General features: G+C 67.2%; 21 protein-coding genes and 1 other RNA gene. 15 read left to right on the forward strand and 7 right to left on the reverse strand.

Annotated features, from left to right (window positions below):
* Positions 1-124: 124 nt before the first annotated feature.
* From ribBA to nusB, 3 genes are all read left to right on the forward strand, one after another.
* Positions 125-1,240 (forward strand): bifunctional 3,4-dihydroxy-2-butanone-4-phosphate synthase/GTP cyclohydrolase II, encoded by a 1,116-nt coding sequence (ribBA, locus tag ACEN9Q_RS05395; RefSeq protein ID WP_056447554.1) that lies wholly within the window; start codon positions 125-127, stop codon positions 1,238-1,240.
* Between the two features lie 77 nt (positions 1,241-1,317).
* Positions 1,318-1,797, forward strand: a complete 480-nt coding sequence (gene ribH, locus ACEN9Q_RS05400) for a 6,7-dimethyl-8-ribityllumazine synthase (RefSeq protein ID WP_056447556.1) — start codon at positions 1,318-1,320, stop codon at positions 1,795-1,797.
* Positions 1,798-1,801: 4 nt separating this feature from the next.
* Positions 1,802-2,272 (forward strand): transcription antitermination factor NusB, encoded by a 471-nt coding sequence (gene nusB / locus ACEN9Q_RS05405; protein WP_056447559.1) that lies wholly within the window; start codon positions 1,802-1,804, stop codon positions 2,270-2,272.
* 459 nt (positions 2,273-2,731) lie between these two features.
* On the opposite strand, the gene ACEN9Q_RS05410 is transcribed toward nusB, so the two are convergent.
* Positions 2,732-3,610: a transglycosylase SLT domain-containing protein gene (locus ACEN9Q_RS05410; protein ID WP_082548265.1), complete on the reverse strand. Its 879-nt coding sequence runs from the start codon at positions 3,608-3,610 to the stop codon at positions 2,732-2,734.
* A 514-nt stretch (positions 3,611-4,124) separates the two neighbouring features.
* Between ACEN9Q_RS05410 and ubiD the strand changes: the two genes are divergently transcribed.
* Complete coding sequence (gene ubiD / locus ACEN9Q_RS05415) at positions 4,125-5,624, forward strand: 4-hydroxy-3-polyprenylbenzoate decarboxylase (protein WP_495627613.1); 1,500 nt, start codon at positions 4,125-4,127, stop codon at positions 5,622-5,624.
* A gap of 112 nt (positions 5,625-5,736) precedes the next feature.
* Positions 5,737-5,835: signal recognition particle sRNA small type (gene ffs, locus ACEN9Q_RS05420), an RNA gene on the forward strand.
* 51 nt (positions 5,836-5,886) lie between these two features.
* Here the strand turns inward: ffs and ACEN9Q_RS05425 are convergent.
* Positions 5,887-6,558 carry a hypothetical protein gene (locus ACEN9Q_RS05425; RefSeq protein WP_495627614.1) on the reverse strand — a complete coding sequence of 224 codons (672 nt, stop codon included), beginning with the start codon at positions 6,556-6,558 and terminating at the stop codon, positions 5,887-5,889.
* A 95-nt stretch (positions 6,559-6,653) separates the two neighbouring features.
* Here ACEN9Q_RS05425 and ACEN9Q_RS05430 point away from each other — a divergent pair, with 95 nt between their 5' ends.
* The 6 genes from ACEN9Q_RS05430 (at position 6,654) to ACEN9Q_RS05455 (ending at position 12,847) form a co-directional block, all read left to right on the forward strand.
* Positions 6,654-8,831 (forward strand): DNA polymerase III subunit gamma/tau, encoded by a 2,178-nt coding sequence (locus tag ACEN9Q_RS05430; protein WP_495627615.1) that lies wholly within the window; start codon positions 6,654-6,656, stop codon positions 8,829-8,831.
* 73 nt (positions 8,832-8,904) lie between these two features.
* Positions 8,905-9,231 (forward strand): YbaB/EbfC family nucleoid-associated protein, encoded by a 327-nt coding sequence (locus tag ACEN9Q_RS05435; protein ID WP_322403292.1) that lies wholly within the window; start codon positions 8,905-8,907, stop codon positions 9,229-9,231.
* Positions 9,232-9,263: 32 nt separating this feature from the next.
* Positions 9,264-9,554: a YciI family protein gene (locus tag ACEN9Q_RS05440; RefSeq protein WP_056447569.1), complete on the forward strand. Its 291-nt coding sequence runs from the start codon at positions 9,264-9,266 to the stop codon at positions 9,552-9,554.
* Between the two features lie 34 nt (positions 9,555-9,588).
* Positions 9,589-10,179: a recombination mediator RecR gene (gene recR / locus ACEN9Q_RS05445; protein ID WP_056447571.1), complete on the forward strand. Its 591-nt coding sequence runs from the start codon at positions 9,589-9,591 to the stop codon at positions 10,177-10,179.
* A gap of 231 nt (positions 10,180-10,410) precedes the next feature.
* Positions 10,411-11,574: a glycosyltransferase family 4 protein gene (locus ACEN9Q_RS05450; RefSeq protein ID WP_495627616.1), complete on the forward strand. Its 1,164-nt coding sequence runs from the start codon at positions 10,411-10,413 to the stop codon at positions 11,572-11,574.
* A complete protein-coding gene (locus tag ACEN9Q_RS05455) occupies positions 11,561-12,847 on the forward strand; it encodes a DUF2334 domain-containing protein (RefSeq protein ID WP_495627617.1) in 1,287 nt (428 codons plus the stop codon). Before ACEN9Q_RS05450 ends, ACEN9Q_RS05455 begins: the two co-directional genes overlap by 14 nt.
* Here ACEN9Q_RS05455 and ACEN9Q_RS05460 read toward each other — a convergent pair.
* Positions 12,741-13,049 carry a hypothetical protein gene (locus ACEN9Q_RS05460; RefSeq protein ID WP_082548254.1) on the reverse strand — a complete coding sequence of 103 codons (309 nt, stop codon included), beginning with the start codon at positions 13,047-13,049 and terminating at the stop codon, positions 12,741-12,743. The genes ACEN9Q_RS05455 and ACEN9Q_RS05460 overlap by 107 nt on opposite strands.
* A gap of 181 nt (positions 13,050-13,230) precedes the next feature.
* Here ACEN9Q_RS05460 and ACEN9Q_RS05465 point away from each other — a divergent pair, with 181 nt between their 5' ends.
* Entirely contained in the window at positions 13,231-15,645 is a 2,415-nt protein-coding gene (locus ACEN9Q_RS05465) for a penicillin acylase family protein (RefSeq protein WP_495627618.1), read from the forward strand.
* A 138-nt stretch (positions 15,646-15,783) separates the two neighbouring features.
* Here ACEN9Q_RS05465 and ACEN9Q_RS05470 read toward each other — a convergent pair whose 3' ends face one another.
* Together ACEN9Q_RS05470 and ACEN9Q_RS05475 are read right to left on the reverse strand one after the other, a co-directional pair.
* On the reverse strand, positions 15,784-17,961 hold the full coding sequence (locus tag ACEN9Q_RS05470; protein WP_495627619.1) for a putative bifunctional diguanylate cyclase/phosphodiesterase: 2,178 nt from the start codon (positions 17,959-17,961) through the stop codon (positions 15,784-15,786).
* A 1-nt stretch (position 17,962) separates the two neighbouring features.
* Complete coding sequence (locus ACEN9Q_RS05475; RefSeq protein WP_495627620.1) at positions 17,963-20,809, reverse strand: response regulator; 2,847 nt, start codon at positions 20,807-20,809, stop codon at positions 17,963-17,965.
* 352 nt (positions 20,810-21,161) lie between these two features.
* Here ACEN9Q_RS05475 and ACEN9Q_RS05480 point away from each other — a divergent pair, with 352 nt between their 5' ends.
* Entirely contained in the window at positions 21,162-22,328 is a 1,167-nt protein-coding gene (locus ACEN9Q_RS05480; RefSeq protein WP_495626177.1) for an IS4 family transposase, read from the forward strand.
* Between the two features lie 81 nt (positions 22,329-22,409).
* Here the strand turns inward: ACEN9Q_RS05480 and ACEN9Q_RS05485 are convergent, their stop codons facing one another.
* Together ACEN9Q_RS05485 and ACEN9Q_RS05490 are read right to left on the reverse strand one after the other, a co-directional pair.
* A complete protein-coding gene (locus ACEN9Q_RS05485; RefSeq protein WP_056127383.1) occupies positions 22,410-22,607 on the reverse strand; it encodes a YbdD/YjiX family protein in 198 nt (65 codons plus the stop codon).
* Complete coding sequence (locus ACEN9Q_RS05490) at positions 22,607-24,682, reverse strand: carbon starvation CstA family protein (protein WP_495627621.1); 2,076 nt, start codon at positions 24,680-24,682, stop codon at positions 22,607-22,609. Before ACEN9Q_RS05490 ends, ACEN9Q_RS05485 begins: the two co-directional genes overlap by 1 nt.
* A 255-nt stretch (positions 24,683-24,937) precedes the next feature.
* Between ACEN9Q_RS05490 and ACEN9Q_RS05495 the strand changes: the two genes are divergently transcribed.
* Together ACEN9Q_RS05495 and ACEN9Q_RS05500 are read left to right on the forward strand one after the other, a co-directional pair.
* On the forward strand, positions 24,938-26,305 hold the full coding sequence (locus ACEN9Q_RS05495) for a cache domain-containing protein (protein ID WP_495627622.1): 1,368 nt from the start codon (positions 24,938-24,940) through the stop codon (positions 26,303-26,305).
* Positions 26,302-26,940, forward strand: coding sequence for a response regulator (locus tag ACEN9Q_RS05500; protein WP_056447586.1), 639 nt, complete (start codon positions 26,302-26,304; stop codon positions 26,938-26,940). Before ACEN9Q_RS05495 ends, ACEN9Q_RS05500 begins: the two co-directional genes overlap by 4 nt.
* Positions 26,941-26,962 lie beyond the last annotated feature (22 nt).

A 26,962-nucleotide genomic window follows, 5' to 3' on the forward strand; every position in this document is an offset into this window, starting at 1 on the left:
TGGGGCGATAGTGGTAGCGGGACTCTAGACGGGGCGGCGGCCCGGCGGCGATACGGTCGAGGGCTGGCAAATCCTTTAAAATAGCGGATTTCCGCATCAGCCGGTCCGTAATCGAGGAATCCACATGCCTATCTCCACCACCCAGGAAATCGTTGACGAACTGCGCGCCGGGCGCATGGTCATTTTGGTCGACGAGGAAGACCGCGAGAACGAAGGCGACCTGGTGCTTGCCGCCGAACACGTCACGCCCGAGGCGATCAACTTCATGATCCGCCACGCGCGCGGCCTCGTCTGCCTGACGCTGTCCCAGGAGATCTGCGACCGTCTCGAACTGCCGATGATGACGAGCCGTAACGGCACGTCGTTCGGCACCAACTTCACCGTCTCGATCGAGGCGGCCGAAGGCGTCACGACCGGCATCTCGGCGGCCGACCGCGCCCGCACCATCCAGGTGGCGGTGGCGAAGGACGCGAAGCCGGAAGACCTCGTCCAGCCGGGCCACATCTTCCCGCTGCGCGCCGTCAAGGGCGGCGTGCTGATGCGCGCCGGCCACACGGAGGCCGGCTGCGACCTGACCGAGATGGCGGGCCTGACGCCGGCGTCCGTCATCTGCGAGATCATCAAGGAAGACGGCACGATGGCACGCCTGCCGGACCTGCTGGAATTCGCGCAGGAACACGGCCTCAAGATCGGCACCATTGCCGACCTGATCCATTATCGCAGCCAGAACGAGACGCTCGTCGAGCGCGTGGCGGAACGTGCGCTGTCGACCGTGCATGGCGAGTTCAAGCTGGTCGCCTTCCGCGACAAGCCGAGCGGTTCGGCGCACCTGGCGCTCGTGCACGGCGCCCCGCAGGAAGACCGCGAGGCCCTCGTGCGCGTGCACCAGCCGGTATCGATTCTCGACGTGCTCGACAGTAACTCGACGTCGCACTCGTGGAACATGGCGGCCGCGATGCAGGCCGTGAAGGCGTCGGAGTCGGGCGTGATCGTGCTGCTCGACTGCGCCGAGACGGCCGACGAACTGTTCGCCCAGTTCGAGGACAAGCCGGTCCGCCCGGTCGGCCGCGCGGCCAACCTGGACCTGCGCACCTACGGCATCGGCGCGCAGATCCTGCGCCAGCTCGGCGTGCGCAAGATGAAGCTGCTGGCCAATCCGCGCAAGATGCCGTCCATGACCGGCTTCGACCTCGAAGTGACCGGCTATCTGGCCAAGCCCGGATGTGAAATCAAGGCATGACGCGTTACGCACGGCATAGGTAACGCGGTAACATTGACCCATTAATTAACGAAGCAAAGAGAACAAGAGGCATAGCCATGACGGTAGGAACTTTTGAAAGCAATATGGCAGGTGAAGGCTTGCGCATCGGTATCGTGCAGGCACGTTTCAATGCCGACGTCGGCCATGGCCTGCTGTCGGCCTGCCTGGCGGAACTGAAACATCTCGGCGTGGCCGACGAAGACATCCTGCACGTGACGGTCCCGGGCGCGCTGGAAATCCCGCTGGCCCTGCAGAAGATGGCCGAGACGCAGCAGTTCGATTCCCTGATCGCGCTGGGCGCCGTCATCCGCGGCGAAACCTACCACTTCGAACTCGTGTCGAACGAATCGGGCGCCGGCATCACCCGCATCGGCCTGGATTACGGCATGCCGATCGCCAACGCCGTCCTGACCACCGAGAACGACGAGCAGGCCGAGGCCCGCATGGCCGAGAAGGGTACGGATGCGGCGCGCGTTGCGGTCGAGATGGCCAACCTGCTGCTGGGCCTCGAAGAGCTGCAAGCCGAAGAAGAGTAAAACCATGACTGACAAGAACGCGCACGCCAACCCCAACAAGAACCGCACGCCGCGCCACCGCGCGCGCGAGTTCGCGCTCCAGGGGCTGTATCAATGGCTGCTGAACAATGAGCCGGCCGCTACGGTCGTCACCAACATCCGCAGCGCGCACGGCTTCGACAAGGCCGACGGCGAATACTTCATGGAGCTGCTGCACGGTGCGATCGCCCAGTCGGTCGAGCTGCGCGAGGTGATCGCCCCGACCGTCGACCGTCCGATCGCGGAACTGTCGCCGATCGAGCACGCCGTGCTGCTGCTCGGCGCGTACGAGCTGAAGAACCAGATCGAGATCCCGTACCGCGTCGTGATCAACGAGGCCGTGGAACTGACCAAGTCCTTCGGCGGCATCGACGGCCACAAGTACGTGAACGGCGTGCTCGACCGCCTGGCCGGCAAGATGCGGCCCGATGAGGTGACGGCGGACGCGCGGCGCTGAGCAGTTTCCTGCTAGCTCTATATTAGAAGGCCGTCCCGGGAAACCGGGGCGGCTTTTGTTTTATGTGACGGCTTTAGAGCGTCGTCCCCGCGAAGGCGGGGGGCAAGTGGTGTTACCGGAGCTGCAATGGCTGATGCGTCGGCAGCGACATGCAACGTCGTCCCCGCGAAGGCGGGGACCCAAGTGGTGTTATCGGCGCCGTCGTGGCCGATGTATCGGCAGCGGCAGCGACATGCAACGTCGTCCCCGCGAAGGCGGGGACCCAAGTGGTGCTACCGGCGCCGTAGCGGCCGATGTATCGGCAGCGGCAGCAAAATTGGGCCCCCGCCTTCGCGGGGGCGACGGTAAACGGTGCCAGGCAAAGCAAGCGATGCCACGGCAAAGCAAGTGGCGCCGGCCAAAAAGAAAGCCACCGCCAGCTCTCGCCGACAGTGGCTTTCGACCAGGAAAGGGTAAGACTCAGAGGCCGGCGACCGTTTCGCCGCTCTCGCTGTTGCCATGGGCGGCGTCGACCGCGGCGCTGTCCGGCTTGGCCGGCGCGCCGAGCGACTTCTGGGCCAGCGTCGTGCTCGGTGCCGGTGCCGAGGCCGGCGGGAAGTAGATCGGCACGTTCTTGCCGCTGGCGACCTGCTTCAGGCGCTTGTATTCGGTCAGGACCTTGGAGCCGTAGCCGGAATCGTCATCGGCAGCGCCGGCGCCGACATAGCTCTTCAGGGCGCCTTCGACCGAGCCGGTGCGGTTCACGTAGTCCTTTAGGATCAGGGCGCCGACACGGATGTTGGCAACCGGATTCAGGGCGGCCTGCGAGCCGCCGACTTCCTCGAACTTGTCGCTGTGGACCTTGGACATCACCTGCATCAGGCCCTGCGCGCCCATCGGGCTTTCCGCGAACGGATTCAGGCCCGACTCGATGGCCATCACGGCCAGGATCAGCAGCGGATCCAGCTTGATCTCGTGCGCCGTGCTGTAGGCGGTCGAGACGAGCATGTTGGCGGCGTCGCCGGCCACGCGGTAGCGGCGCGACAGCCAGTCCGTCACGTACTTCTGCTGACGGGTCGGATGGCTCTGCGCCTTGTCGTCGCTGTTGGCGATCTCGACGGCGTCCGCGCCGCGCGCGGCAACGAGCTGGATCGATGCATTGGCCGCAACCTGCGCCGGTGCGCTCTGGTGCGGGCTCAGGAAATCCGACACCCGTTTCGCAAAATCGGGGCGGCTGTACAGCAGGGCAATCATTGCAACTGCAGAAAGACCGAAAACGGTCAGGGTATGTTGTGCGGTAGTCAATAAACCGCGTGCCGCTTTGATCACGGAAGACCACGTGACTGGCTGGCTGGCCATGTGTTGGACGAGCCTTGCGCTCGTGCCGATGAAGCGATGGATCATCGTCTCTCCTTTGTCGCGGAAAAAGCGGTCCCGGCGCAGCGCGTGGGCGCAGCGTTCGAGCGTACTCATGCCGTGCATCAGAAAACCGTCCGTCGCCGCCCGTAGCGGTCGAGGAACGCCGTCATTGCTTGCTTCAGCTGGGCCGCGCTGCAGTGGAGGCGCCCAGTGGCTAACAACTGTCTCGGGGTTGGTTGGGCAGACGCCCAGTGAAAACACTCCTAAAATGTCGCTGGGGCCCCGACCCCGTGAAAGAATGAGACCGGCTAAAATCACGTGCTGGACGGGCCCGTCTCAATTTGTACGCCGGATTGTAGAAGCTCGTTTATATCAAGTCAATACTAGCACTCAATCGTTCTATTACTTTTAGATCTAAAGACTGCCCTGGAGCTCATCAATTCTTTGGCAAATCAACCACTTGCCGCCGATTGTTAGCACACCTCAAAAGATGTAAAAAAGAATTAAAAATTCGATGAACTACTCTGATTTACGGGATTTTATTGCTAAGTTGAAAGAAATCGATGACTTCAAGCGCGTATCGGCGCCTATTTCACCGAATCTTGAAATGACGGAGGTGTGCGACCGCGTCCTGCGCGCCGGCGGGCCGGCGCTGCTGTTCGAACGGCCGGTGGGCCCCGACGGCGCGCCGTATTCCATGCCCGTCCTGGCCAACCTCTTCGGCACGCCGCGCCGCGTGGCGCTCGGCATGGGGGCGGACGACGTGGGCGAGCTGCGCAAGATCGGCCACGTGCTGGCGCGCCTCAAGGAGCCGGAGCCGCCCAAGGGTTTCCGGGACATCATGGACCTCGGCTCGCTCGTCAAGGCGGTGTGGGACATGGCACCCAAGGAAGTGAAGGGCGCCCCGTGCCAGGAAATCGTCTGGGAAGGCCAGGACGTCGACCTCGCGCGCCTGCCGATCCAGCACTGCTGGCCGGGCGACATCGCGCCCCTCATCACGTGGGGCCTCGTGATCACGAAGGGGCCGAACAAGAAGCGCCAGAACCTGGGCATCTACCGCCAGCAGGTATTGGGGCCGAACAAGGTCATCATGCGCTGGCTCGCCCACCGCGGCGGCGCGCTCGATTTCCGCGAACACTGCATCGCCAACCCAGGCAAGCCATATCCGGTGGCGGTGGCGCTGGGCGCCGACCCGGCCACGATCCTCGGCGCGGTGACGCCGGTGCCGGACACGCTGTCCGAATACCAGTTCGCCGGCCTGCTGCGCGGCCAGCGCACGGTGCTCACGAAGGCCATCGGCAGCGACCTGCGGGTGCCGGCATCCGCCGAGATCGTGCTGGAGGGCCATATCTATCCGGATGAGACCCATCCGTCCGGCTTCGAACATGCGCTCGAAGGTCCGTATGGCGACCACACCGGTTATTACAATGAGCAGGACTGGTTTCCCGTCTTCACGATCGACCGCATCACGATGCGGCGCGATCCGATCTATCACTCGACCTATACGGGCAAGCCGCCGGACGAGCCGGCCGTCCTCGGCGTGGCGCTGAACGAAGTGTTCGTGCCGTTGCTGCAGAAACAGTTTACGGAGATAACGGACTTTTATCTGCCGCCCGAGGGCTGCAGCTACCGCATGGCCGTCGTGCAGATGAAGAAGCAGTACGCCGGCCACGCCAAGCGCGTGATGTTCGGCGTCTGGAGCTTCCTGCGCCAGTTCATGTATACCAAATTCATCGTCGTCGTGGACGAGGACGTCGACGTGCGTGACTGGAAGGAAGTGATCTGGGCCATCACGACGCGCGTGGACCCGACGCGCGACACGGTCCTGGTCGACAACACGCCGATCGATTACCTCGACTTCGCGTCGCCGATCAGCGGCCTGGGCAGCAAGATGGGTATCGATGCTACTAATAAGTGGCCGGGCGAAACGAACCGGGAGTGGGGGACGCCGATCGTCATGACGCCGGACGTGAAGGCGCGGGTGGATGGGATCTGGCAGCAGCTGGGGCTGTGATGTTCGATTGACGCTGACGGATGCGTGCGTAGTCTATATAAGGTATGCACGCATCATCCACTGCCGGCAATGCGGTTTGCCGCCGCCCCCACACTCGGTTATAATGAGCGCTGGCGGGCCCCTGCGCATTGTGGCATGGTTTACCTGGTCAGGTCGGGAACGAAGCAGCCAAAGCCGTTCACCGCAAGTGCCGCAGATCAGGCTCGCCTTCTGATTTTTAAAACAGCTGCCGCGGCAGCTGTTTTTGTTTGCCGCGACGTTCTCAGTCGTCGATTTCCGCTTCGAACGGCCGCATCGACCACTCCACCAGTGGGTTTTCCTTCAGCATGTCCTCGTCGAACTTGAGCCTGACACGGTGCTGGGCGTCGCTGGCGTAGCTCTTGTCGCCGCTGGCGGTCTTGATGGTCAGCTGGGCCGGCTTGTCGAACTTGAAGATCACCGATTTCATCGTGGGCACGAACATACTCAGCGCGCCGGCGACCTTGCCGATCGCGGCATTGGTCTGGGGGATGGCGCCCATCACGGCCGCGTAGCGCCACTGCGTCGTCTCGGGCAGCACGGCGCCGAGGTCGAAACCCATGCGCATCTTTTCGCCCTTGGGCAGGCTCGTCCAGATCTGCGCGTCATGCGCGAGCCACTGCGGGTTGAGCGTCATGCGCGCGCGTCCGCTGGCATCGAGCGGCATGGGTGTCCGGCTGGCGCCGTCCACGACGACGAGGCCCGCATCCAGCGGCGAGATCGCCTTGTTGACCGGCACCAGCTTGGCGTACAACACCACCTTGTCGCGCTCGGCCGGGGGCAGGGCATCGAACTTGTCCAGCTTGATGACGTCGACCAGTTTGCGGTACGGAATCCATTCGCGTTCGGCGGCATGGCCCGGCAACGCGAGCAGCAGGGAAGCGACAACCAGCGGAAGTTGCAGGGATGTTTTCATTTTTTCCGAATTGAAAGAAAAACATCAGTGTAGGGGAATTCCGGACGAGCGTCTAATGTTGCCGCGATGGCCGCGGTGTACGGTAAAATCGCGGTATGTCCTATCAAGTCCTCGCCCGCAAATACCGTCCCCGGAACTTTGAAACGCTGGTTGGCCAGGAGCACGTCGTCCGTGCACTGACCCATGCCTTGCGTACCGGACGGCTGCACCACGCCTATCTGTTCACCGGCACGCGCGGGGTGGGCAAGACCACGCTGTCGCGCATCCTGGCCAAGTCGCTCAACTGCGTCGGGCCGGACGGCAACGGGTCGATCACGGCCGAACCGTGCGGCCAGTGCGAACCGTGCCGCGCGATCGATGCCGGCCGCTTCGTCGACTACGTCGAGATGGACGCCGCGTCGAACCGCGGCGTCGACGAGATGGCCCAGCTGCTGGAACAGGCGGTCTACGCGCCGAGCAATGCGCGCTTCAAGGTCTATATGATCGACGAGGTGCACATGCTCACGAACCACGCCTTCAACGCGATGCTGAAGACGCTGGAAGAACCGCCCGAGCACGTGAAATTCATCCTCGCGACGACGGACCCGCAAAAGATTCCCGTGACGGTGCTGTCGCGCTGCCTGCAATTCAATTTGAAGCAGATGCCGCCCGGCCACATCGTGGGCCACCTGGAAAACATCCTCGGCCAGGAAGGCGTGACGTTCGAGCAGCCCGCGCTGCGCCTGCTGGCCCAGGGCGCGCACGGCTCGATGCGTGACGCACTGTCGCTGACCGACCAGGCCATCGCGTATGCGGCCGGCGCCGTCACGCTCGACGCCGTGCAGGGCATGCTGGGCGCGCTCGACCAGTCCTATCTGGTCCGCCTGCTCGATGCGCTGGCCAACGAGGACGGCGCCGACCTGATGGCCGTCGCGGACGAGATGGCCAGCCGCAGCCTGTCGTACAACGGCGCCCTGCAGGACCTGGGCACGTTGCTGCACCGGATCGCGCTGGCGCAGACCGTGCCGGCCGCGCTGCCGGACGACCTGCCGGAACTGGCCGACATCCAGCGCCTGGCGGCGGCATTCGATCCGCAGGAAGTGCAGCTGTATTACCAGATCACGGTGCACGGCCGCAACGAGATCGGCCTCGCGCCGGACGAGTACGCGGGTTTCACCATGACGCTGCTGCGCATGCTGGCGTTCCGTCCGGGACAGGGCGGGGCCGACCAGGCAGCCCGGCCCGCGCCCGCCGCGCTGGCGCGGGCGATGCCGCAGGCGGCACCGGCGCGTCCGGCGGCAGCCGCGGCGCCCGCGGCCGCACAGCCGGCAGGACCGGGCCCGGCGCCCACGGCAGCCGCAGCCGTGCATGCGTCCGCACCCGCTCCGGCGGCACCGCCGGCCGCGCAAGGCGGCGCCGGCCGCGCCATGACGTCGGCCCGTGCGGCCCTCGACGCGGCGCTGGAAGCGGCGCGCGCCGGTTCGCGCATGGGCGGCGTGCCCCGCCGTCCGGCACCGGCAAGCGGGCCTGCAGCGACGCCTGCGCCGGCGCCGGTTGCGCCGTCGGCGGCGCCAGGCCCCGGCGCGGTCGCCGGTGCGGCGGCCGCCCCGGCGCGCGTGGCTGCCACGGCGCCATGGGACCCGGCGCCGCAGAACGCCCCGCAGGCGGCGCCCCAGCCGCAGCCGTCCATGCAGCACCAGCCGGCCCAGGCGCAAGGACACGCCAACGGGCAGGCCGTGGCCGACGACGAGCCGCCGTCCTGGGTCACCGAGTTTTCCGACGACAGCGCCGTCGCGATGGATGGGCCGGCCGTGGCCGCCCCGCCCATGGCCGCGCCCGCGCGCGTCGCCGCACCGAGCGCGCCGCCGTACGCCTACGTCATCACGCCCGTTCCGGCCATCGACTGGGACGGCAACTGGCCGGCGCTGGCGGCGTCGCTGCCGCTGCGCGGCGTGGCCCAGCAGCTTGCCTTCCAGACCGAGCTGGTCGAGTGCGTGGCGGACGGTGCCGCCGCCACATTCCGCCTGCGCGTGCCGGTCGACACGCTGCGCGCCAGCGGCAACAGCGAAAAGCTGTGCGCGGCCCTGCAGGAACGGTTCCCGGCCGTGCGCGTGAACGTCGAGACCGAGATCGCGCCGACCTGGTACACGGCCAGCGCCGAAGCCAAGGCAAGGCGCGAGCGGCTGCAGCGCGAGGCCGAGGCGGCCGTCGATGCCGATCCGTTCGTGCAGGACATGGCGCGCACGTTCGACGCGTTCGTCGTGCCCGGCTCCGTGCGTCCGATCGCGACCTGATCCGCATTCGCCCGTATAAACGATATAAACGATACAAACGATTTATCCATCCGACTTTTTTGGAGAACGCATCATGATGAAAAACCAGCTCGCAGGCCTGATGAAGCAGGCGCAGGCCATGCAGGACAACATGAAGAAGGCGCAGGACCAGCTGGCCCAGATCGAAGTCGAAGGCCAGTCCGGCGCAGGCCTGGTGAAGGTCATCATGACCTGCAAGAACGACGTCAAGCGCGTGTCGATCGACCCGTCGCTGCTGGGCGACGACCGCGACATGCTGGAAGACCTGGTGGCCGCCGCGTTCAACGACGCCGTGCGCAAGGCCGAAGCGACCGCGCAGGAAAAGATGAGCGGCCTGACCGCCGGCCTGCCGCTGCCGCCGGGCTTCAAGATGCCGTTCTGATGCTCACGTAAAGCTCACGTAAAGCTCATCGAATGTTCATCGTTACGCTCACCTATATAGCGCCGCTCGAGCGCATCGACGCCTACCTGCCGGCGCACCGCGCCTGGCTGGAGGAGCAGTATGCGCGCGGGCTGATGCTGATGTCGGGCCGCAAGGAGCCGCGCGACGGCGGCATCCTCATCGTCCACGCCGCCGACCGTGCCGAGCTCGATGCCGCGTTGCGCGACGATCCGTTCGGGCAGGCCGGCCTCGCGACCTATGCGATCACCGAGTTCGTGCCCACCATGAGCGTCGACGCGCTGGCCGCCTGGTGCGCGCAGTAAGCCCAGGCGCGGACCCAGAGACCCGGAGATAGTGATGTCCAAATCGCTCGACTTCCTCACCGAGGCCCTGCGCCGCCTGCCGGGCGTCGGACCGAAGTCGGCGCAGCGCATGGCCTTCCACCTGCTGCAGCACGACCGCGAAGGCGCCGCCATGCTGTCGCGCGCGCTGTACCAGGCCGTCGACGCGGTGCACCACTGCGCGCTGTGCAACACGTTCTCGGAAACCGAGGTCTGCGACCTGTGCGCCGACGAGCAGCGCGACCGCACGCTGCTGTGCGTCGTCGAGACGCCGGCCGACCAGATGATGATCGAGCAGACCCTGACCTTCAAGGGCCTGTACTTCGTGCTGATGGGGCGGCTGTCGCCGCTGGACGGCATCGGTCCCAAGGACCTGCACCTGGAAAAACTGGTCAGCCGCGCCGCCGACGGCGACGTCAAGGAAGTGGTGCTTGCCACCAATTTCACCAACGAGGGCGAAGCGACCGCCCATTACATCAGCGAAATGCTGAAGGCGCGCGGCCTCAAGGTCAGCCGCCTCGCGCGCGGCGTCCCGGTCGGGGGCGAGCTCGAGTATGTGGACGCCGGCACCATCGCGCGCGCCATGCTCGACAGGCGAAGTGCATAATGGGCCTCCCCGAAAGGGAGCCCGACCATCGTCGCGCACTGAGCAATGAGGGACCGCACGGGCGCTGAGCGTCCCGTACGTGCGCGCGGCCGTGATGCATCGGTCGGGTGTCCTGTCATCGCTCGCGCGGTAGGCAGAGGTTCCCGGCGGCAGGCGGTGTCCGCTTGACAGTGCGCACATGGCGCACCGGTTCCGCTGCTATCGTGGGGATACTTTGACCGGATCCCAAGCATGCACCTCGTCGACATCACGATGTTTTACGCGGCCGAAGGAGGCGGCGTCAGTACCTATCTGAATGCCAAGGCGCATTGGCTGGCGGGGCGCAGCCGCGTCCGGCACACGATCATGAGCTCGAACGTGGAGACCTGCGCCCACGCGGTGCCCGCGCTCGTCAAGATACCGTCCGCGGGCGTCCCCGGCTTCCACGGCTTCCGCATGCCGCTGTCCGTGGCCGGGCCGGCGCGGCTGCTGGCATCCGTCCGGCCCGACGTGGTCGAGGCGGGCGACGCCGGGCATTGCGCCTGGGCCGCGCTGCGCATGCGCAAGCGCCACGGCATCCCGGCCGTCGCGTTCTATCACTCCGACCTGCCGCGCCTCGTGCAGCCGCGCCTCGGGCGCTGGATCGCGCGCGGCACCTGCCGCTATCTCGCCAACCTGTACCGCCAGTTCGACCTCGTGCTCGCGCCCAGCCGCATCATGGTGCAGCAGCTGGACGCGATCGGCGTGCACGGCGCCGTGCACCAGCCGCTCGGCATCGACAGCAGCGTGTTCCGTCCGCAACGCCGCGACGAGACGCTGCGCGAGCGCCTCGGCCTCGATCCGGACGCGCGCCTGCTCGTCTATGCCGGCCGCTTCACGCCCGAAAAGAAACTGCATGTGCTCATCGAAGCCGTGCGCAAGCTGGGCGATCCCTATCACCTGATCCTCGTTGGCGGTGGCGGCGTGCTGCCGTTTTGCGACCACGTGACGCACATCCCGTTCCGGCGCGACCAGCGCCAGCTGGCCCGCCTGCTGGCCAGCTGCGACGTGCTCGTGCACCCCGGCGATTGCGAGACCTTCGGCCTGATCGTGCTCGAAGCGATGGCTTGCGGCCTGCCCGTCGTCGCCACGAACCGGGGCGGCGTGGCCGAGCTGGTCGACGCGGAGACGGGTATCCTCGCCGAGCCGAACCATGTCGACAGCCTGGCCGGCGCGATCGAAGCGATCTTCCGGCGCGACCTGGAACGCATGGGCCACGCCGCGCGCCGCAAGGCCGTCGAACGCTACGACTGGAACGAAATCCTCCCGCAGGTGCTTGGCCGCTACGAGGCATTGGTCGGCGGCCATCCTTATGTCGGCCGTGTCGTCGGCGGCGACGTGATCAACGAGCGGGAGCGCATCCATGTCACGGACTGACGACCCCATCGACGAGCAGGTGCTGTGCGTGTCGATCCACGACGTGGCGCCGGCCACGTGGACGGATTGCCTGCGCCTCGTGCAGGCCGTGCGCGCCGTGGCGGACATCCCGCTGACGTGGCTCGTCGTGCCGCATTATCACTTCCGGCCAGAGCAATCGCCGGCCATGGAAGCGTGCCTGAACGTGGCGCTGGAACGCGGCGACGAGCTGGCGCTGCACGGCTACAGCCATCTCGATACGGAAGCGGGCGGCGGCGGCCTGCGCGCCCGCTTCCTGCGCACCGTCTACACGCGGCGCGAGGGCGAGTTCGCGGCGCTGGCCGAGGCGGAAGCGCGGCGCCGCCTGGCGCTCGGCCTGGACTGGTTCGCGGCACGCGGCTGGACCCCGACAGGTTTCATCCCCCCGGCCTGGCTGCTGGGCGAGGGCGCGTGGCGGGCCCTGCGCGACTCGCCGTTCGCGTACACGACGACATTCAGCCATTTCCACTGCCTGCCCGGTGCGCGGGATGCCCAGCCCGGCAGGGAGGTGCAACGCAGCGGCGCACCGCCGGCAAGCGAACGCGGCAAGGCATCCCGGCACGCGCACGAGCGTCGCGACGGCTATCGCGGCGATGGCGGCGCAGGCATGCAGTATGGCAGCGGGGCCATGCAGAACGGCCAGCGGAACCACTCGCGACACGACAGCCCGAACCGGCAATTCGATCAAAGCAACTGGACTGGTCCCGTTGCCGTTGACGATGCGTGCGATGCGCGCGATGCGCGCAGCCGGCACAACGAAGCTGCCCAACCCGCGAATCAACCCGCGACCCAACCCGCGACCCGTCGCGCGAATCCGGACCCGAACCAGCCGGACGTGCAGCGCCTGCCGGCTCCGACCGACCCGCACGGGCCGTTCACGCAGAACAACCGCCACGGCACGCATGCGATCCTGTCGCCGTCGCTCGTGTACGCGGCGCGCAACCGCAGCGGGCGCCTGCTGTCGCCGCGCGTCGCCGATGCGACGGCGGCCATGCTCGCGCAGTCACCGCTCGTGCGCTTCAGCCTGCATCCGCCCGATGCGCGCTATCCGGAACTCATCCGGCACATCCAGCAGGTGCTGGAACGCCTGCTGGAACGGCGCGAGGCCATCACGAAGGCCGAGTGCGCGCGCCGTCTCATCCGCGGTGTCACCAGTACGGATCCCACCAGCCGCCCCGCCAGTAACCCGGACCCCAGCCGTAGTAGCCCGGGCCCGGCCCATAGTGCTGCAGATCGTACTTCGCGCCCAGATTGATCACGCAGCTGCGCCACGCGTCCGACTGGGCGGCATAGCCGAGCCGGGTGCAGGCCGGTCCATAGATCGCCATCATCTGCTCGACGTCGGCCTGCGCCTGCGCCGCGCGTTCCTGTGGCGTGGCGCACCCGGCCAGCGTCAGCACGATGGACAGGCCTGCCCACCGCAGCGATGGGAATATCCAAGTGAGCACGCGAACCATGGCGCCTCCCTCATCCGACACGCGCGTCCTGCGCGCCTGTCTTCAGCTTAGGAGACCGCGCCGGCCGACCATCAAGCTCGCTCAATCGCGTGAAGGGAACCACGGCGGATATGAAATGTCACGCACTCGCCCGGACGTGGGATTTCTGGCAAGATGCATTTTTTTCCGAAGGATGAGCGGCATGGGACAGCGTGGATGGCGGAAGTGGGGACGGCGGGTCGCGGCCGGGATCGTCGTGCTGCCGGTGCTCGTCGCGGGCGGCGCCTGGATGACCTTCCGCGCGAGCCTGCCCGAGCTCGACGGCCAGCACCGTTCGCCGCTGCTGTCCGCGCCCGTGACGGTGGAGCGCGACGCGGACGGCGTGCCGACGATCAGCGGTGCCAACCGGCTCGACGTCGCCTATGCCACCGGCTTCGTGCACGGCCAGGAGCGCTTTTTCCAGATGGACCTGCTGCGCCGCAGCGCCGCCGGCGAACTGGCCGAGCTGTTCGGACCCAAGGCGCTGCCGCTCGACCGCGCGCACCGGCTGCACCGCTTCCGTGCCCGCGCCGCGCAGGTCCTGCAGCGCATGACGCCGGCCGAGCGCGCGCTGCTGGAGCGCTATGCCGCCGGCGTCAACGACGGCCTCGGCGGGCTCCGTGCGCGGCCGTTCGAATATCTGCTGAGCCGTACGGCGCCGCGGCCGTGGACGCCGGCCGATTCGCTGCTGGCCGTGTGGGCCATGTACTTCGACCTGCAGGGCAACCAGGAGCCGCGCGAACTGGCGCGCGGCTGGCTGGCCGCGCATCTCGATCCGGCCCAGCTGGCCTTCCTGCTGCCGGAGGCGACCCGCTGGGATACGCCGCTGGATACGCCGCTGGATGCGCCCGCCGTCGCGCCGGCACCCGCGCCGGTTCCGGCCACGGCGCCGGCCTGGTGGGGCCGCAAGGACGCCGTGCCCGCGCGCCAGGTGGCGGGCATCGCGTTCACGGACTCGGTCGGCAGCAACAACTACGCCATCGCCGGGACGCGTACGGCGAGCGGCGCCGCCATCGTCTCGGACGACATGCACCTCGGCCTGCAACTGCCGAACACGTGGTACCGCCTCGCGCTGCGCTTCCCGGACGACCACGGCCGGCCGCGCCGCATCGTCGGCGTGAGCCTGCCGGGGACGCCGCCGGCCGTCATCGTCGGCAGCAACGGCCATGTCGCGTGGGCCTTCACCAACAGTTATGCGGACACGCTCGACCTCGTCCGGCTGGGCACCGATGCGGCCCACCCCGGCCAGGTGCGCCTGCCATCCGGCTGGGAGACGCCCGTGGCGCACACGGAGACGCTGCTCGTGAAGGGCGAGCCGGCGCAATCGATGACCGTGCGCGACACGAGCCTCGGCCCGATCCGCACGGTCGAGGGCACGCTGTACGCCGTGCACTGGGTGGCGCATGCGCCCGACGCGCTGAACCTGAACCACCTGAAGCTGGAGTCGTCGACGAACCTCGATGACGCGCTGGCCGCGGCGGCAAGCGACGGCATCCCGGCGCAGAACGTCGTCCTCGGCGACGACCGCGGCAACATCGCCTGGACCATCGGCGGCGCGCTGCCGCACCGGACCCAGGGCGGCGTCGGCATCTCGTTCCCGCTGGCCTTCGACGGTGCGGTGCCGACCTGGGACGGGCTGCTCGCGCCCGCGACGCACCCGCGCGTCGTGAACCCGCCCGGCGGCCAGCTGGTGACCGCGAACAGCCGCCAGCTGGCGGGCGACGCGGCCCAGGCGATCGGCGACGGCGGCTTCGACCTCGGGGCGCGCGTCAACCAGCTGAGCGGGAACGTGCGCCGGCTGGGCGACAAGACGGACGTGCCGGCCGCGTTCCAGGCTTCGCTCGACGACCGCGCGCCGTTCATCGCGCTGTGGCGCCAGCGCGCCCTGGCGGCGCTGGACGCCCGTGCGCTCGACAAGCACCCGCAGCGCGCCGCGTTCCGCCACCTGCTGGAAACGAGCTGGGACGGCCGCGCCAGCACGACGTCCGTCGGCTACCGCCTGGCGCGCCAGTTCATGTGGTCGCTGCACGACCTGCTGTTCGCCGGCGTCGACGCGCAGCTGGCCAGGCTCGACCCGAAGGCCAGCATCGTGGCCGCGACGTCGCGCTGGCCGGAGGTCGTCGCGCGCCTGCTGGACGAGCGTCCGGCCGCGTGGCTGCCGTCCGGCTACGCCAGCTGGCAGGACCTGCAGCTGGCCGCAGTCGACCGCGCCGTCGCCGAACTCACGGCCGACGGCACGCCGCTCGCGCAGGCCACCTGGGGGCGGCGCAACACGGCCGCGATCGCGCATCCGTTCACGATCGCGGTGCCGGCGCTGCGCCGCTGGCTGAGCGTCCCGCCGGACCAGCTGCCGGGCGACGCCAACATGCCGCGCGTGGCCGGTCCCAAGTTCGGGCAGTCGGAACGGCTGACGGTGGCGCCGGGCCATGAGGAAGCCGGCCTGTTCGACATGCCGGGCGGGCAGAGCGGGCATCCGCTGTCGCCGGATTTCCTCAAGGGGCACGAGGCGTGGGTGCACGGGAAGCCGACGCCCCTGTTGCCGGGGGCGGCGGTGCATACGCTGACGTTCACGCGATAAAGACACAGCAAGCCGTCGTTCCCGGACCCGCCGTCCGCCCTGGCTGGAAACCAATGACGTCGCGCGGTTGCTGAAAACTTGGGCCCCCGCCTGCGCGGGGGCGACGGATATGAGTGCGTCCGCGAAAACAGCAGGCTTTCAGCGTGCCGTCACCGGCACCCACAACTGCTGCAGCATGCCGGTCACCGCATCCGCCGGCGCGGGCCGGCCGAGGTAGAAGCCCTGCACGAGGTCGCAGCCGTATTCCTCCAGCAGCACGAGCTGTTCGCCCGTCTCGACGCCTTCCGCCACGACGATCATCTTCAGCCCGTGCGCCATGGCGATGATGGCGCGGGTGATCGCCGCGTTCTCGGAATCCTGCGGCAGGCCGCTGATGAAGCTGCGGTCGATTTTCAGCGTGCGCACGTCGAAGCGCTTCAGGTAGTTCATCGACGAATAGCCGGTGCCGAAGTCGTCGATCGACAGGTACACGCCGATGCCGCGCAGCTGTTCCAGCGTCGCCAGGGTCGCCTTCGCATCGTCCATCAGCGTCCCCTCGGTCAGCTCAAGTTCCAGCAGGCGCGGGTCGAGGCCCGTGTCGTGCAGGGCGGACAGCACGATCTGCGACAGGTTCTCGTCCTTGAACTGCTTGGCCGACAGGTTCACGGCCATGCGCACGGGCCGGCGCATCAGCTTCTGCCAGTGGCGCGCCTGGTTGCATGCCGTGCGCAGGACCCATTCGCCGATCGGCACGATCAGGCCCGTCTCTTCGGCCAGCGGGATGAATTCGTTGGGCGAGACGACGCCGCGCTCCGCATGGCGCCAGCGCACGAGGGCTTCCACGCCGACGATCTCGGACGAGCGCACGTCGAGCTGCGGTTGATACAGCAGGTACAGCTCGTCGTTCTGCAAGGCCTTGCGCAGGCCGACTTCGAGCTTCACGTGGCTCATGATCTGCATCGTCAGCGACGACGAGTACAGCTTGGCGTTGTTCTTGCCGCAGTTCTTCGCGTGGTACATCGCGGTGTCGGCGTACTTGAGCAGCGACGTGCAGTCGTCGCCGTCCTCGGGGAACAGCGAGATGCCGATGCTCGCCGTGACGAAGATCTCGTTGCCCTCGATGATGAAGGGGCGGCGCATGGCGTCCTTCACGCGGTGCGCCACGTTGAGGGCGTGCTCGACCCGTTCGAGGTCGGGGATCAGGATCGTGAATTCGTCGCCGCCCAGCCGCGCGAGGTTCGTGTCCGCGCTCCCGGCCGCGTCCGCGCGCGGCAGCAGGTCGCCGCGCGACAGCAGGTCGTTCGGCCGGATCGTCTCGCGCAGGCGGTCCGACACCTGCTTCAGCAACTGGTCGCCGACGTTGTGGCCGAGCGTGTCGTTGATGCGCTTGAACGCGTCCAGGTCCATGAACAGGACGGCGAACTTCTTGTTGCTGATCTTCGAGCGCTGCAGCTCGCGTTCCAGCGTCTCGAGAAAGGCCTGCCGGTTCGGGATGCCCGTCAGGCTGTCGCAATAGGCAAGACGCCGGATCTGCTCCTCGGCGCGTTTGCGTTCGCTGATGTCGCGCACGAGCCCCAGCACTTCGTCCGGGCCGGTGGCGACGAGGCGCGCCTCGACATGCTGCGCTTCGCCGAAGCGGATCAGTTCATATTCGACCGAGCGCACCTGGTGCACGTGCAGGGCCATGCCGACCTGTTCGAGCAGGCGTTCGGCGATGTCGCGCGGCAGGACGTCCGTCACGTGGCGGCCGACGATCTGTTCCTCCGCGCCCGCGTCGCGCACGCCGCGGCCAGGTCCGTCGCGGCCCGGCCCTTCGCGGCCCGGTTCGTAGTCGAGGTAGACGCCGTCGCGCGACATGCGGAAGAACGTGTCGGGGATGGCGGCCAGCACGGCGCGGTTCTGGGCGTCGGCGATGCGCAGGCGGACGATGGCGTCGCTGGCGCGCAGCACGTACAGCACGCGGTGGCCGAGGATCGGCCAGTTGATCGGCTTCGACACGAAGTCCGTGGCGCCGGCCTCGTAGGCATTGGTGACGGCTTCCAGGTCGTCGCCGCCGGTGACCATCACGATCGGGACCATCGCGCCGTTCGGCAGGTCGCGGATCGCGCGGCACGCGGCGAAGCCGTCCATCTTCGGCATCTCGACGTCCAGCAGGATCAGGTCGGGCGCGCGCGCGCGCGCGAGGGCCACGGCCTGTTCGCCGTCCGCGGCCTCGATGCCTTGCAGGCCGACGCCGTCCAGCATCTCGAGCATCAGGAGGCGCATCACCGGATCGTCGTCGGCGACCAGGACGGTGGCGGGCAACCGGGCGCGCTCGCGGGAGGAATGGGCTGGCATGTCAGGTTTCCTTTTCGAGGATGGCGGCGAGCGAATGCCGGACGGCCTGGAACTCCTGTTCCATGTCGGTCAGGATCGCGTCGGCGCCTTCGGTGGTGTCGGCGCGGCCCAGGTGCTCCAATGCCTTGCACAGGGCGGCGAGGGCCTCGGCGCCCACGTTGGCGCTGGCCGATTTGAGGGTGTGCGCGATGCGCCGCACATTGCCCGTATCGAGGCCGTCGATGGCACTGCGCAGCGTGCGCAGCTGCTGCGGCGTGTCGTCGACGTAGGCGGCGATCACCTTCTGCACGAGGGCGTCGCCGCGCTCGCGCGACAGGGCGCGGATCTTCTCCAGCGCGACGCGGTTGATGACGTCGCGCTGGATCACTTCGACGGATTCGCGCGGCAGCCGCGGGGGCGCGTCGTCGTGGTGGATGGTGGCGGCCAGCGGCAGCGCCATCCAGCGTCCGATCACGGCGGCCAGTTCCTGCTGGCTGAACGGCTTCGACAGGTAGTCGTCCATGCCGGCCGCGAGGCATGCTTCGCGGTCGCCCTGCAGCGCGTTCGCCGTGATGGCGATGATGGGAAGGACGCGGCCCCGCCCCGCTTCGCGTTCCGCGCGCCGGATCGCGGCCGTCGCGGCGAAGCCGTCCATCACGGGCATCTGGCAATCCATCAGCACGGCGTCGTACTGGTTCTCGTTGCGGCGTTCCTGCACGGCCTGCAGGGCGTCCTGGCCGTTGCGGGCGCAATCGACCTGCAGGTCGAGGCTTTCCAGCATCGCCCGGGCCACTTCGACGTTGACGGGATTGTCCTCGGCCAGCAGCACGCGCCGCGTGCGCGGGCGGCTGGCGTCCAGTTGCAGGGGACGCGGCGGCAGGAAGCGCGGCGCCGGCGCCACCTGGCCGCGCGGCGGCGTCGCCAGGCAGGCGAACAGGTCGGCCGCGCGCGCCGGCTTGATCAACTGGTACGCGACGCCGGCCTCGCGCCGCTGCACCGGGTCGGCGGCCAGCAGTTCGGGGCTGAGCAGCACGAGCCGCGTGGCGCGCGTGGCCGGGTCGGACTTGATCTGCGCGGCCAGCAGCAGGCCGCTCGTGTGCGCCAGCTCCATGTCGAGGATGGCGGCGTCGTACGGCTGGCCGGCGCGCGCCGCCTCGTCCAGGCGGGCCAGCGCTTCGTCCGCGCTTTCCGCCGCATCGCACTCGACGCGCCAGGTGCCCAGGTGGCGTTCGAGACCGACGCGGCTCGTTTCCCGTTCGTCGACGACGAGCACGCGCAGGCCGTCGATCGTGTGCTGGTGGTCGCCCGGCGCATCGGGGTCGACGCGGCGCTTGTCGAAGGCGACCGTGAACCAGAACACGGAACCCTGCGTCAGCGCGTTCTCGACGCCGATGGCGCCGCCCATCAGTTCCACCAGCTGTTTCGAAATGGCGAGACCGAGTCCGGTGCCGCCGTATTTTCTCGTGGTGGAATCGTCGGCCTGCGAGAACGCCTCGAAGATGCGGCTGCGCGCGTCGCGCGAGATGCCGATGCCGGTGTCGTGCACTTCGAAGCGCAGCATCACGGCCTGGTTGTCTTCGCTGGCGATGCGCACCTTGGCGAGGATGCGGCCCTGGTCGGTGAACTTGACCGCGTTGCCGAGCAGGTTGGCCATGATCTGGCGCAGGCGGTTCGGGTCGCCGCAGATCGCGACCGGGATGTCGTTGGCGATGTCGAAGTGGAGCGCGATGTTCTTCGCCTCGGCCTGCGGCGTGTAGACGGTGTGGATGTCGTCCAGCAGGTCCCACAGGTTGAAGTTGATGTACTCGACGGTGAGCTTGCCGGCCTCGATCTTGGAAAAATCGAGGATGTCGTTGATGATCACCAGCAGGTGTTCGCCCGACTGTTTGACGAGGCGGGTGTAGTTGCGCTGGGTCTCGGTGAGCTCCGTCCCGAGCAGCATTTCCGTCATGCCGAGCACGCCGTTCATCGGGGTGCGGATCTCGTGGCTCATCGTGGCGAGGAAGGCGCTCTTCGCGCGGCTCGCCGCCTCGGCCGCGTTCTTCGCCCGTTCCAGCTGTTCGGTGCGCACGCTGACCTGGCGCTCCAGTTCGTCGCGGTGGTGGGTGAGCGCGGCGCCGCGTCCTTCGACCTGGGCCAGCATATTGTTGAAGCTGTCGATCAGCATGCCCAGTTCGTCGCTGCGGTTGTGGGCGATACGCAGCGTGTAGTTCTGGCTGGCCGACACTTTTTGCGCCGCGTTGATCAGCTTGCCGATGGGGTCGCCGATGCTGCGCCGCAGCCGCCGCGCCAGCACGAACGCCGTCAGCATCGCGGCGCCCAGCGCGGCGGCCATCACGCCCAGCGCACGCGCGATGTCCAGCCACAACGGCACGAGGTCACTCTCGATCATCACCGCGCCCACGGGCGGCAGGGGATGGCCGTCGGCATCCGCCGCCGCGCCGAGCACGTGGTAGACGCGCAGCGCCGGCAGCCATGGCCGGCTGCCCGCGGCGGCGGCGGCGGCGAGGGCATCCGGCGCGACGCTGTCCAGCGCCTCGTCCGGGCCGGCGTCGTGGCCGGGCGCGTGCCACGCGGCGAACGGCCGGCCCTTGCCGTCGTACAGGACGGCGGCGCTGAGGCGTTGACGGGCGTCCAGCGCCGCCAGCAACTGCGTGGCGAGGCGGCGGTCGTTGAACTGCACGGCATCGAGAGCGCCCTGCGCGAGCACGGCCGCGAGCGCATCGAGCTCCTGCCGTTCGGCGCGGCGCTGGCCGGCCACGGTCGCCACGGCGAAGACGATGTAGACGACCAGCAGCGCGCTCGCGGCGGCCTGCAGGCACATCGACGTCAGTTTTCGGTTGAGGCTTGAGCGCTCGAGAGTCAGCATGGGTTGGGCGGATCCGGCGGTCGGCGCTGCGAACGAACCTGTCAAGCAGGCTCACCATGCAAGAAAGCAAATTCTTGCAGGAATTGACTATAGGGGAGGGCTATGGCGCGCCGTTTGTGCTGGCGCAAAGCGGCGGGGAACCGAGAGGAGGGAAAGACCTATAAAACGTCGTCCCCGCGGAGGCGGGGACCCAATTTTGCATGAGCTGTCGAGCTGCATGCGGAACTTGGGTCCCCGCCTGCGCGCACTGCTGTCCGGAATAATTTGAGGGGAAATCGCTGAAGGTGTTGCAGGGACTGGTTTACGGGCGTATACCCGAGTCGCCAAACTCAAAAAACCAAAACCCCGCAACATGTTCAGCATAGCTACCTTTCAGGAATTATTAAAGGGCCTGCCCCGCTCGGAGTTCGATCGGCTGGTAAAAAGACACAAGGCCGACAAGTACTCTAAAAAATTCGGGCACTGGCAGCACCTGATCGCAATGATGTACGGGCAGCTCAGTGAAGCGCCGGGCTTGCGGGCGCTGGAGACGGGCTTTAATCATCACCGCTCTCACCATTACCATTTGGGCGCCGGGATGATCAAACGTACGACGCTGGCCGATGCGAACGCCAGGCGCTCCGATACCGTGTTCAGTGACGTCGCCAATTGGCTGATGGGACAGGTGTCGCGTCAGTTGCGCAGCGATAGTGCTGAATTGATGTATCTGCTCGACTCGACGTCGTTGACGCTCAAGGGACGGGAATTCGAGCGCTGGACACAAGAAAACCGCACCCGCAACACCCAGGGTATCAAGGTCCATGTCCTGCTCGATGCCGAGACCCGGACGCCAGACTGGATTTCGTTCAGCGCGGCCAACGTCAACGACGTAGAGAAAGCCTGGAGCGTACCGCTGGTTCGGGGCGCCCTTTACGTCTTCGACAAAGGCTACTGCGACTACGCCTGGTGGAACGCCATCAGTCAGGCTGGGGCGCAGTTCGTTACCCGGTTCAAACGCAATGCCGGCCTACAGATAATCGAAGAAAGAAGCATTCCCGCCGAAGCCGCCGGGGTCGTGCTCAATGATGAAATCGTCCGGCTCAAACATAAGCGTCCCGGAGGACGAGGCAACCCGTACCTGGCATCGCTACGGCGTATCACGATCGCTCGCCCGGAAAAGGACACGCCGCTTGTCCTGGCCACCAACGATCTGGACAGCGCCGCGTTCGAGATCGCCCAGCGTTACAAGGAGCGCTGGGGAATCGAACTGTTTTTCAAGTGGATCAAGCAGCACCTGAAAATCAAAAAATTCCTCGGGCGGAGCGAAAACGCAGTGCGCATCCAAGTGCTTACAGCGTTGATCAGCTATTTGCTCGTGGCGCTCTACAAGCAGCGGCACTCGCTCAAGATCAGTCTCTGGGACTGTCTCGTGCTGATACGCGCCACCTTGTTTCAGCGCCCCGAGATCGAAGCTTCCCGCTATCGACAACGACGGCGACTTCAGCAAGAAATGGCAGAGCTCCAGCTGAGCCTCATCTGATGAAACTGTCAAGAATTTTATTCCGGACAGCAGTGCGCCTGCGCGGGGACGACGGGTGGGTGCGACCTGCTTACTGCCAGCTCAGCAACACCCGCCGCGCTTGCCGTTGCCGTAGCGCGCCTGCTGGCGCTCGCGGAAGAACTCCTCGTAGCTCATGACCGGCTGGTCCGGATGGGTCTTTTCCATGTGCGCCACATAGGTGTCGTATTCCGGCAGGCCGACCATCAGGCGCATGCTTTGCCCGAGGTAGCGGCCCGCCTGTGCCAGCGCGCCGAGCATCACTGCGCCTCGGCCATCGATGCGGCCGGCGCCGCGACGTACGGCGTTTCCTGCGCGCTCGGACGGGCATTCCTGCGCGCGGCCAGCGCCGTGCGGATGCCGTACAGCAGCACCGCCAGCACGACGACCATGAAGAAGCCGCACAAGGTGGCGTCGACGTAGTCGTTGAAGATGATGCGGCCCATCTGGTCGAGCGACTTGGCCGGCGCCAGCACCTGGCCCTGGTCGAGCGCGGCCTGGAACTTGTGGGCGTGCGCCATGAAGCCGACCTTGACGTTCGGATCGAAGATCTTGAGCCAGCCGGCGGACAGGGTGCAGATCAGCAGCCAGATGGTCGGCACGATCGAGACCCACGCGTACTGGCCGCGCTTCATCTTGAACAGCACGACGGTACCCAGCGTGAGCGCGATACCGGCCAGCATCTGGTTGGCGATGCCGAACAGCGGCCACAAGGTGTTGATGCCGCCCAGCGGATCGACGACGCCCTGGTACAGGAAATAGCCCCAGGCGGCCACGCACAGGCCCGTGGCGATCAGGTTGGCGGGCAGCGACTCGGTGCGCTTGAACGACGGCGCGAAGGCGCCCAGCAGGTCCTGCAGCATGAAGCGGCCGGCGCGCGTGCCCGCGTCGACGGCGGTGAGGATGAACAGCGCCTCGAACAGGATCGCGAAGTGGTACCAGAACGCCATCATGACCTTGCCGCCGATGACGTTCGACAGGATGTGGGCCATGCCGACGGCCAGCGTCGGGGCGCCGCCGGCGCGCGAGATGATGGTGTTTTCGCCGACGTCTTTCGCGATCTGCGTCAGCTGGTCGGGCGTGATCACGAAGCCCCAGTGCGAGACCGCGGCGGCGGCCGTCTGGGCGGTGGTGCCGATCACGGCGGCCGGGCTGTTCATCGCGAAATAGACGCCCGGGTCGATCGTCGACGCGGCGACGAGTGCCATGATCGCGACGAACGATTCCATCAGCATGCCGCCGTAGCCGATGAAGCGGGCGTGCTGTTCGTTCTCGATCATCTTCGGCGTGGTGCCCGACGAGATCAATGCGTGGAAGCCGGACACGGCGCCGCACGCGATGGTGATGAACAGGAACGGGAACAGCGAGCCGGACCAGGCCGGGCCGGTGCCGTCGATGAAGCGGGTGATCGAGGGCATCTGCATCATCGGCGCGACGAACACGATGCCCAGCGCGAGGCCGACGATGGTGCCGATCTTGAGGAACGTGGACAGGTAGTCGCGCGGCGCCAGCAGCAGCCACACGGGAATGACCGACGCCACGAAGCCGTAGCCGATCAGCATCCAGGTGAGCTGGATGCCGGTGAAGTTGAACATCGCGCCCAGGGTGGCCGAGTCGTGCACGTACTGGCCGCCGGCGATGGCGCCGATCAGCAGCACGAAGCCGATCAGCGACACTTCGCCGATGCGGCCCACGCGGATGTAGCGCGAGTAGATGCCCATGAACAGCGCGATCGGGATCGTCGCCATCACGGTGAACGCGCCCCACGGCGAGGCGGTGAGGGCCTTCACGACGATCAGCGCCAGCACGGCCAGGATGATCACCATGATCATGAAGGTGCCGAACAGGGCGATCACGCCGGGGATCTCGCCCATCTCGGACTTGATCAGGTCGCCGAGCGAGCGGCCGTCGCGGCGCATCGAGATGAACAGCACCATGAAGTCCTGCACGGCGCCGGCGAACACGACGCCGGCCAGGATCCACAGCATGCCCGGCAGATAGCCCATCTGCGCGGCGAGCACGGGGCCGACGAGCGGACCGGCGCCGGCGATCGCGGCGAAGTGGTGGCCGAACAGCACGTAGCGGTTCGTCGGCACGAAATCGAGGCCGTCGTTGTACTTGTACGCCGGGGTCTGGCGGCGGGCGTCGAGGCCCATCACCTTGTCGGCGATGAACCGGCTGTAGAAGCGGTACGCGATCAGGTAGACGCAGACCGCCGCGACGACGACCCAGACGGCGTTGATGGATTCGCCGCGCTTGAGGGCGACGTAGGCGAGCGACGCGGCGCCCGCGAGCGACAGCGCAGCCCAGCCGAGCTGGCTTGTTAGACGTTTCATTATTGACTCCTCCGATTGGATGCGCTGCCCGACCGGTCGATGCCGGCTTGCATGAACAGCAGCGTGCCTGTCAGTATCTTGCACGGGTCGGCATCCAACAAGCGCACGACTACGCAGCGCGCTACGTAATCCTACGTACGGCGGGCTCCCCGAGCCCACGCGCAACGCCAACACGGCACATACGTCACGCGTGGGCACTGGGTGCCCACCCTACGCTGTACAATTTGATGTTACGACTGATTCCACGCGCACGGCATGCAATTACGGCAGAAGGTCATTTTTCTCGCGATCGCCCCGCTGATCGTGGCGCTGTGCGCGATCGCCCTGTTCGTCCGGCAGCAGGCGATCGCGCTGGCGCACGAGCAACACGCGACCATCCAGCAGGCCTATCTGGCCAGCAAGCAGGCGGAACTGCGCCATTACGTGGACCTGGCCTCGCACTCGATCGCCCACCTGACGGCGTCCGGCCGCAGCGACCCGGCCACGCTGGCGGAGGCCAAGCGCGTGCTGCAATCGCTGAGCTTCGGCGACGACGGCTATTTCTTCGTCTACGACATGCACGGCCGCAACCTGATGCACCCGCGCCAGCCCGAGCTGGTCGGACGCGACCTGTGGAACCTGCGCGACCAGTTCGGTGCGCCGACCATCCAGAACATCGTCGCCGTGGCGAAGCAGGGCGGAGGACTCGTGCGCTACAACTGGGTCAAGCCGTCGACGAACAAATCGGGCCCCAAGCTCGGCTACGTCGTGGCGGTCCCGCAATGGGGCTGGATCATGGGCAGCGGCCTGTACCTGGACGACGTGCAGGCCGCGCTCGACCAGGTCGACGCCCAGCAGTCGCGCAACATCCAGACGACGATGTGGTGGATCGCCGGTCTCGCCATCCTCGCCACGCTCGTCATCGGCGGCGCCGGTCTGGCGCTGAACATCAGCGAATCGCGGGTGGCGGACACGAAGCTGAAAGCCCTCGCGCAGCGCGTCGTCGATTCGCAGGAGCAGGAACGGGCGCGCCTGTCGCGCGACCTGCACGACGGCATCAGCCAGTGGCTCGTGTCGATCAAGCTGCAGATCGAGGCGGGCATCATCCGCCTCGGCGGCACGCCGGACCAGCAGCGCCAGGCGCGCGCCAGCTTCGAGCGCACGGCGGAAGAACTCAACAAGGTGCTGGGCGAGGTGCGCCGCATCTCGCACGACCTGCGTCCGACCCTGCTCGATGACCTCGGCCTCGCGGCCGCGCTCGACCACCTGGCCGAGGAATTCTCGCAGCACAGCGGCACGCCGGTGACGTTCGCCGCAACGGGCGACCGCGATGCCGAGTACCTGCCGCAGACCGTCGGCACGGTGCTGTTCCGCATCGCCCAGGAAGCGCTGACGAACATCGAGCGCCACGCGGGCGCACGGCACATCGACCTGTCCCTGCACACGGGCCGCGGGCGCGTGCTGCTCACCATCGCCGACGACGGCGCCGGCTTCGACGCCGAGGGCGTGGCCACGCACCCGCAGCGCGGCATCGGCCTGCGCAACATGATGGAGCGGCTGGACGCCATCGGCGGCCACCTCGACATCGCATCGTCGGCGGCCGGCACCACCGTGTGCGCGAGCGTCGAACTGGAGGATGAATGACGACCGGGACCATCCACATCATGCTCGTCGACGACCACCCGCTCGTGCGCGACGGCCTGCGCGCGCGCCTGGAGGCCGTGCCCCATTTCCGCGTCGTGGCCGAAGCGGATTCCGGCGCCGAGGCGCTCGCGCTCGCGGGCAGCACGCGCATCGACCTCGTGCTGATGGACATCACCATGCGCGACGGCAGCGGCATCGAGGCCACGGCGCGGCTGACCACGAATTTCCCGGACATCGCGGTGCTGATCCTGTCGATGCACGACAAGCTGGAATACGTCACCCAGGCCATGCAGGCCGGCGCGCGCGGCTATGTGCTGAAGGACGCGCCGGGCAAGGACATCGTGCTCGCCATCGACACCGTCATGGCCGGCGGCATCTACTACAGCGCCGCCGTCGCGCGCCAGCTGGCACGCCCGGCCGCCCAGGACAACCAGCTCACTTCGCGCGAGCAGGAAGTGCTGCGCCACATCGCCAACGGCGAATCGAACAAGCAGATCGCGCGGGCGCTCGACCTGTCCGTGCGCACCGTCGAAACGCACCGCCTGAACATCAAGCGCAAGCTGGGGATCGAGGGGCAGGCGGAGCTGATCAAGTTCGCCGTGCAGCACGGCCGGTTCGGCAGCGCAGGCGTGTAAATATATCTGTAAAAGCGTATCC

The sequence above is a fragment of the Massilia sp. Masssp93 genome (genome assembly GCF_059491295.1).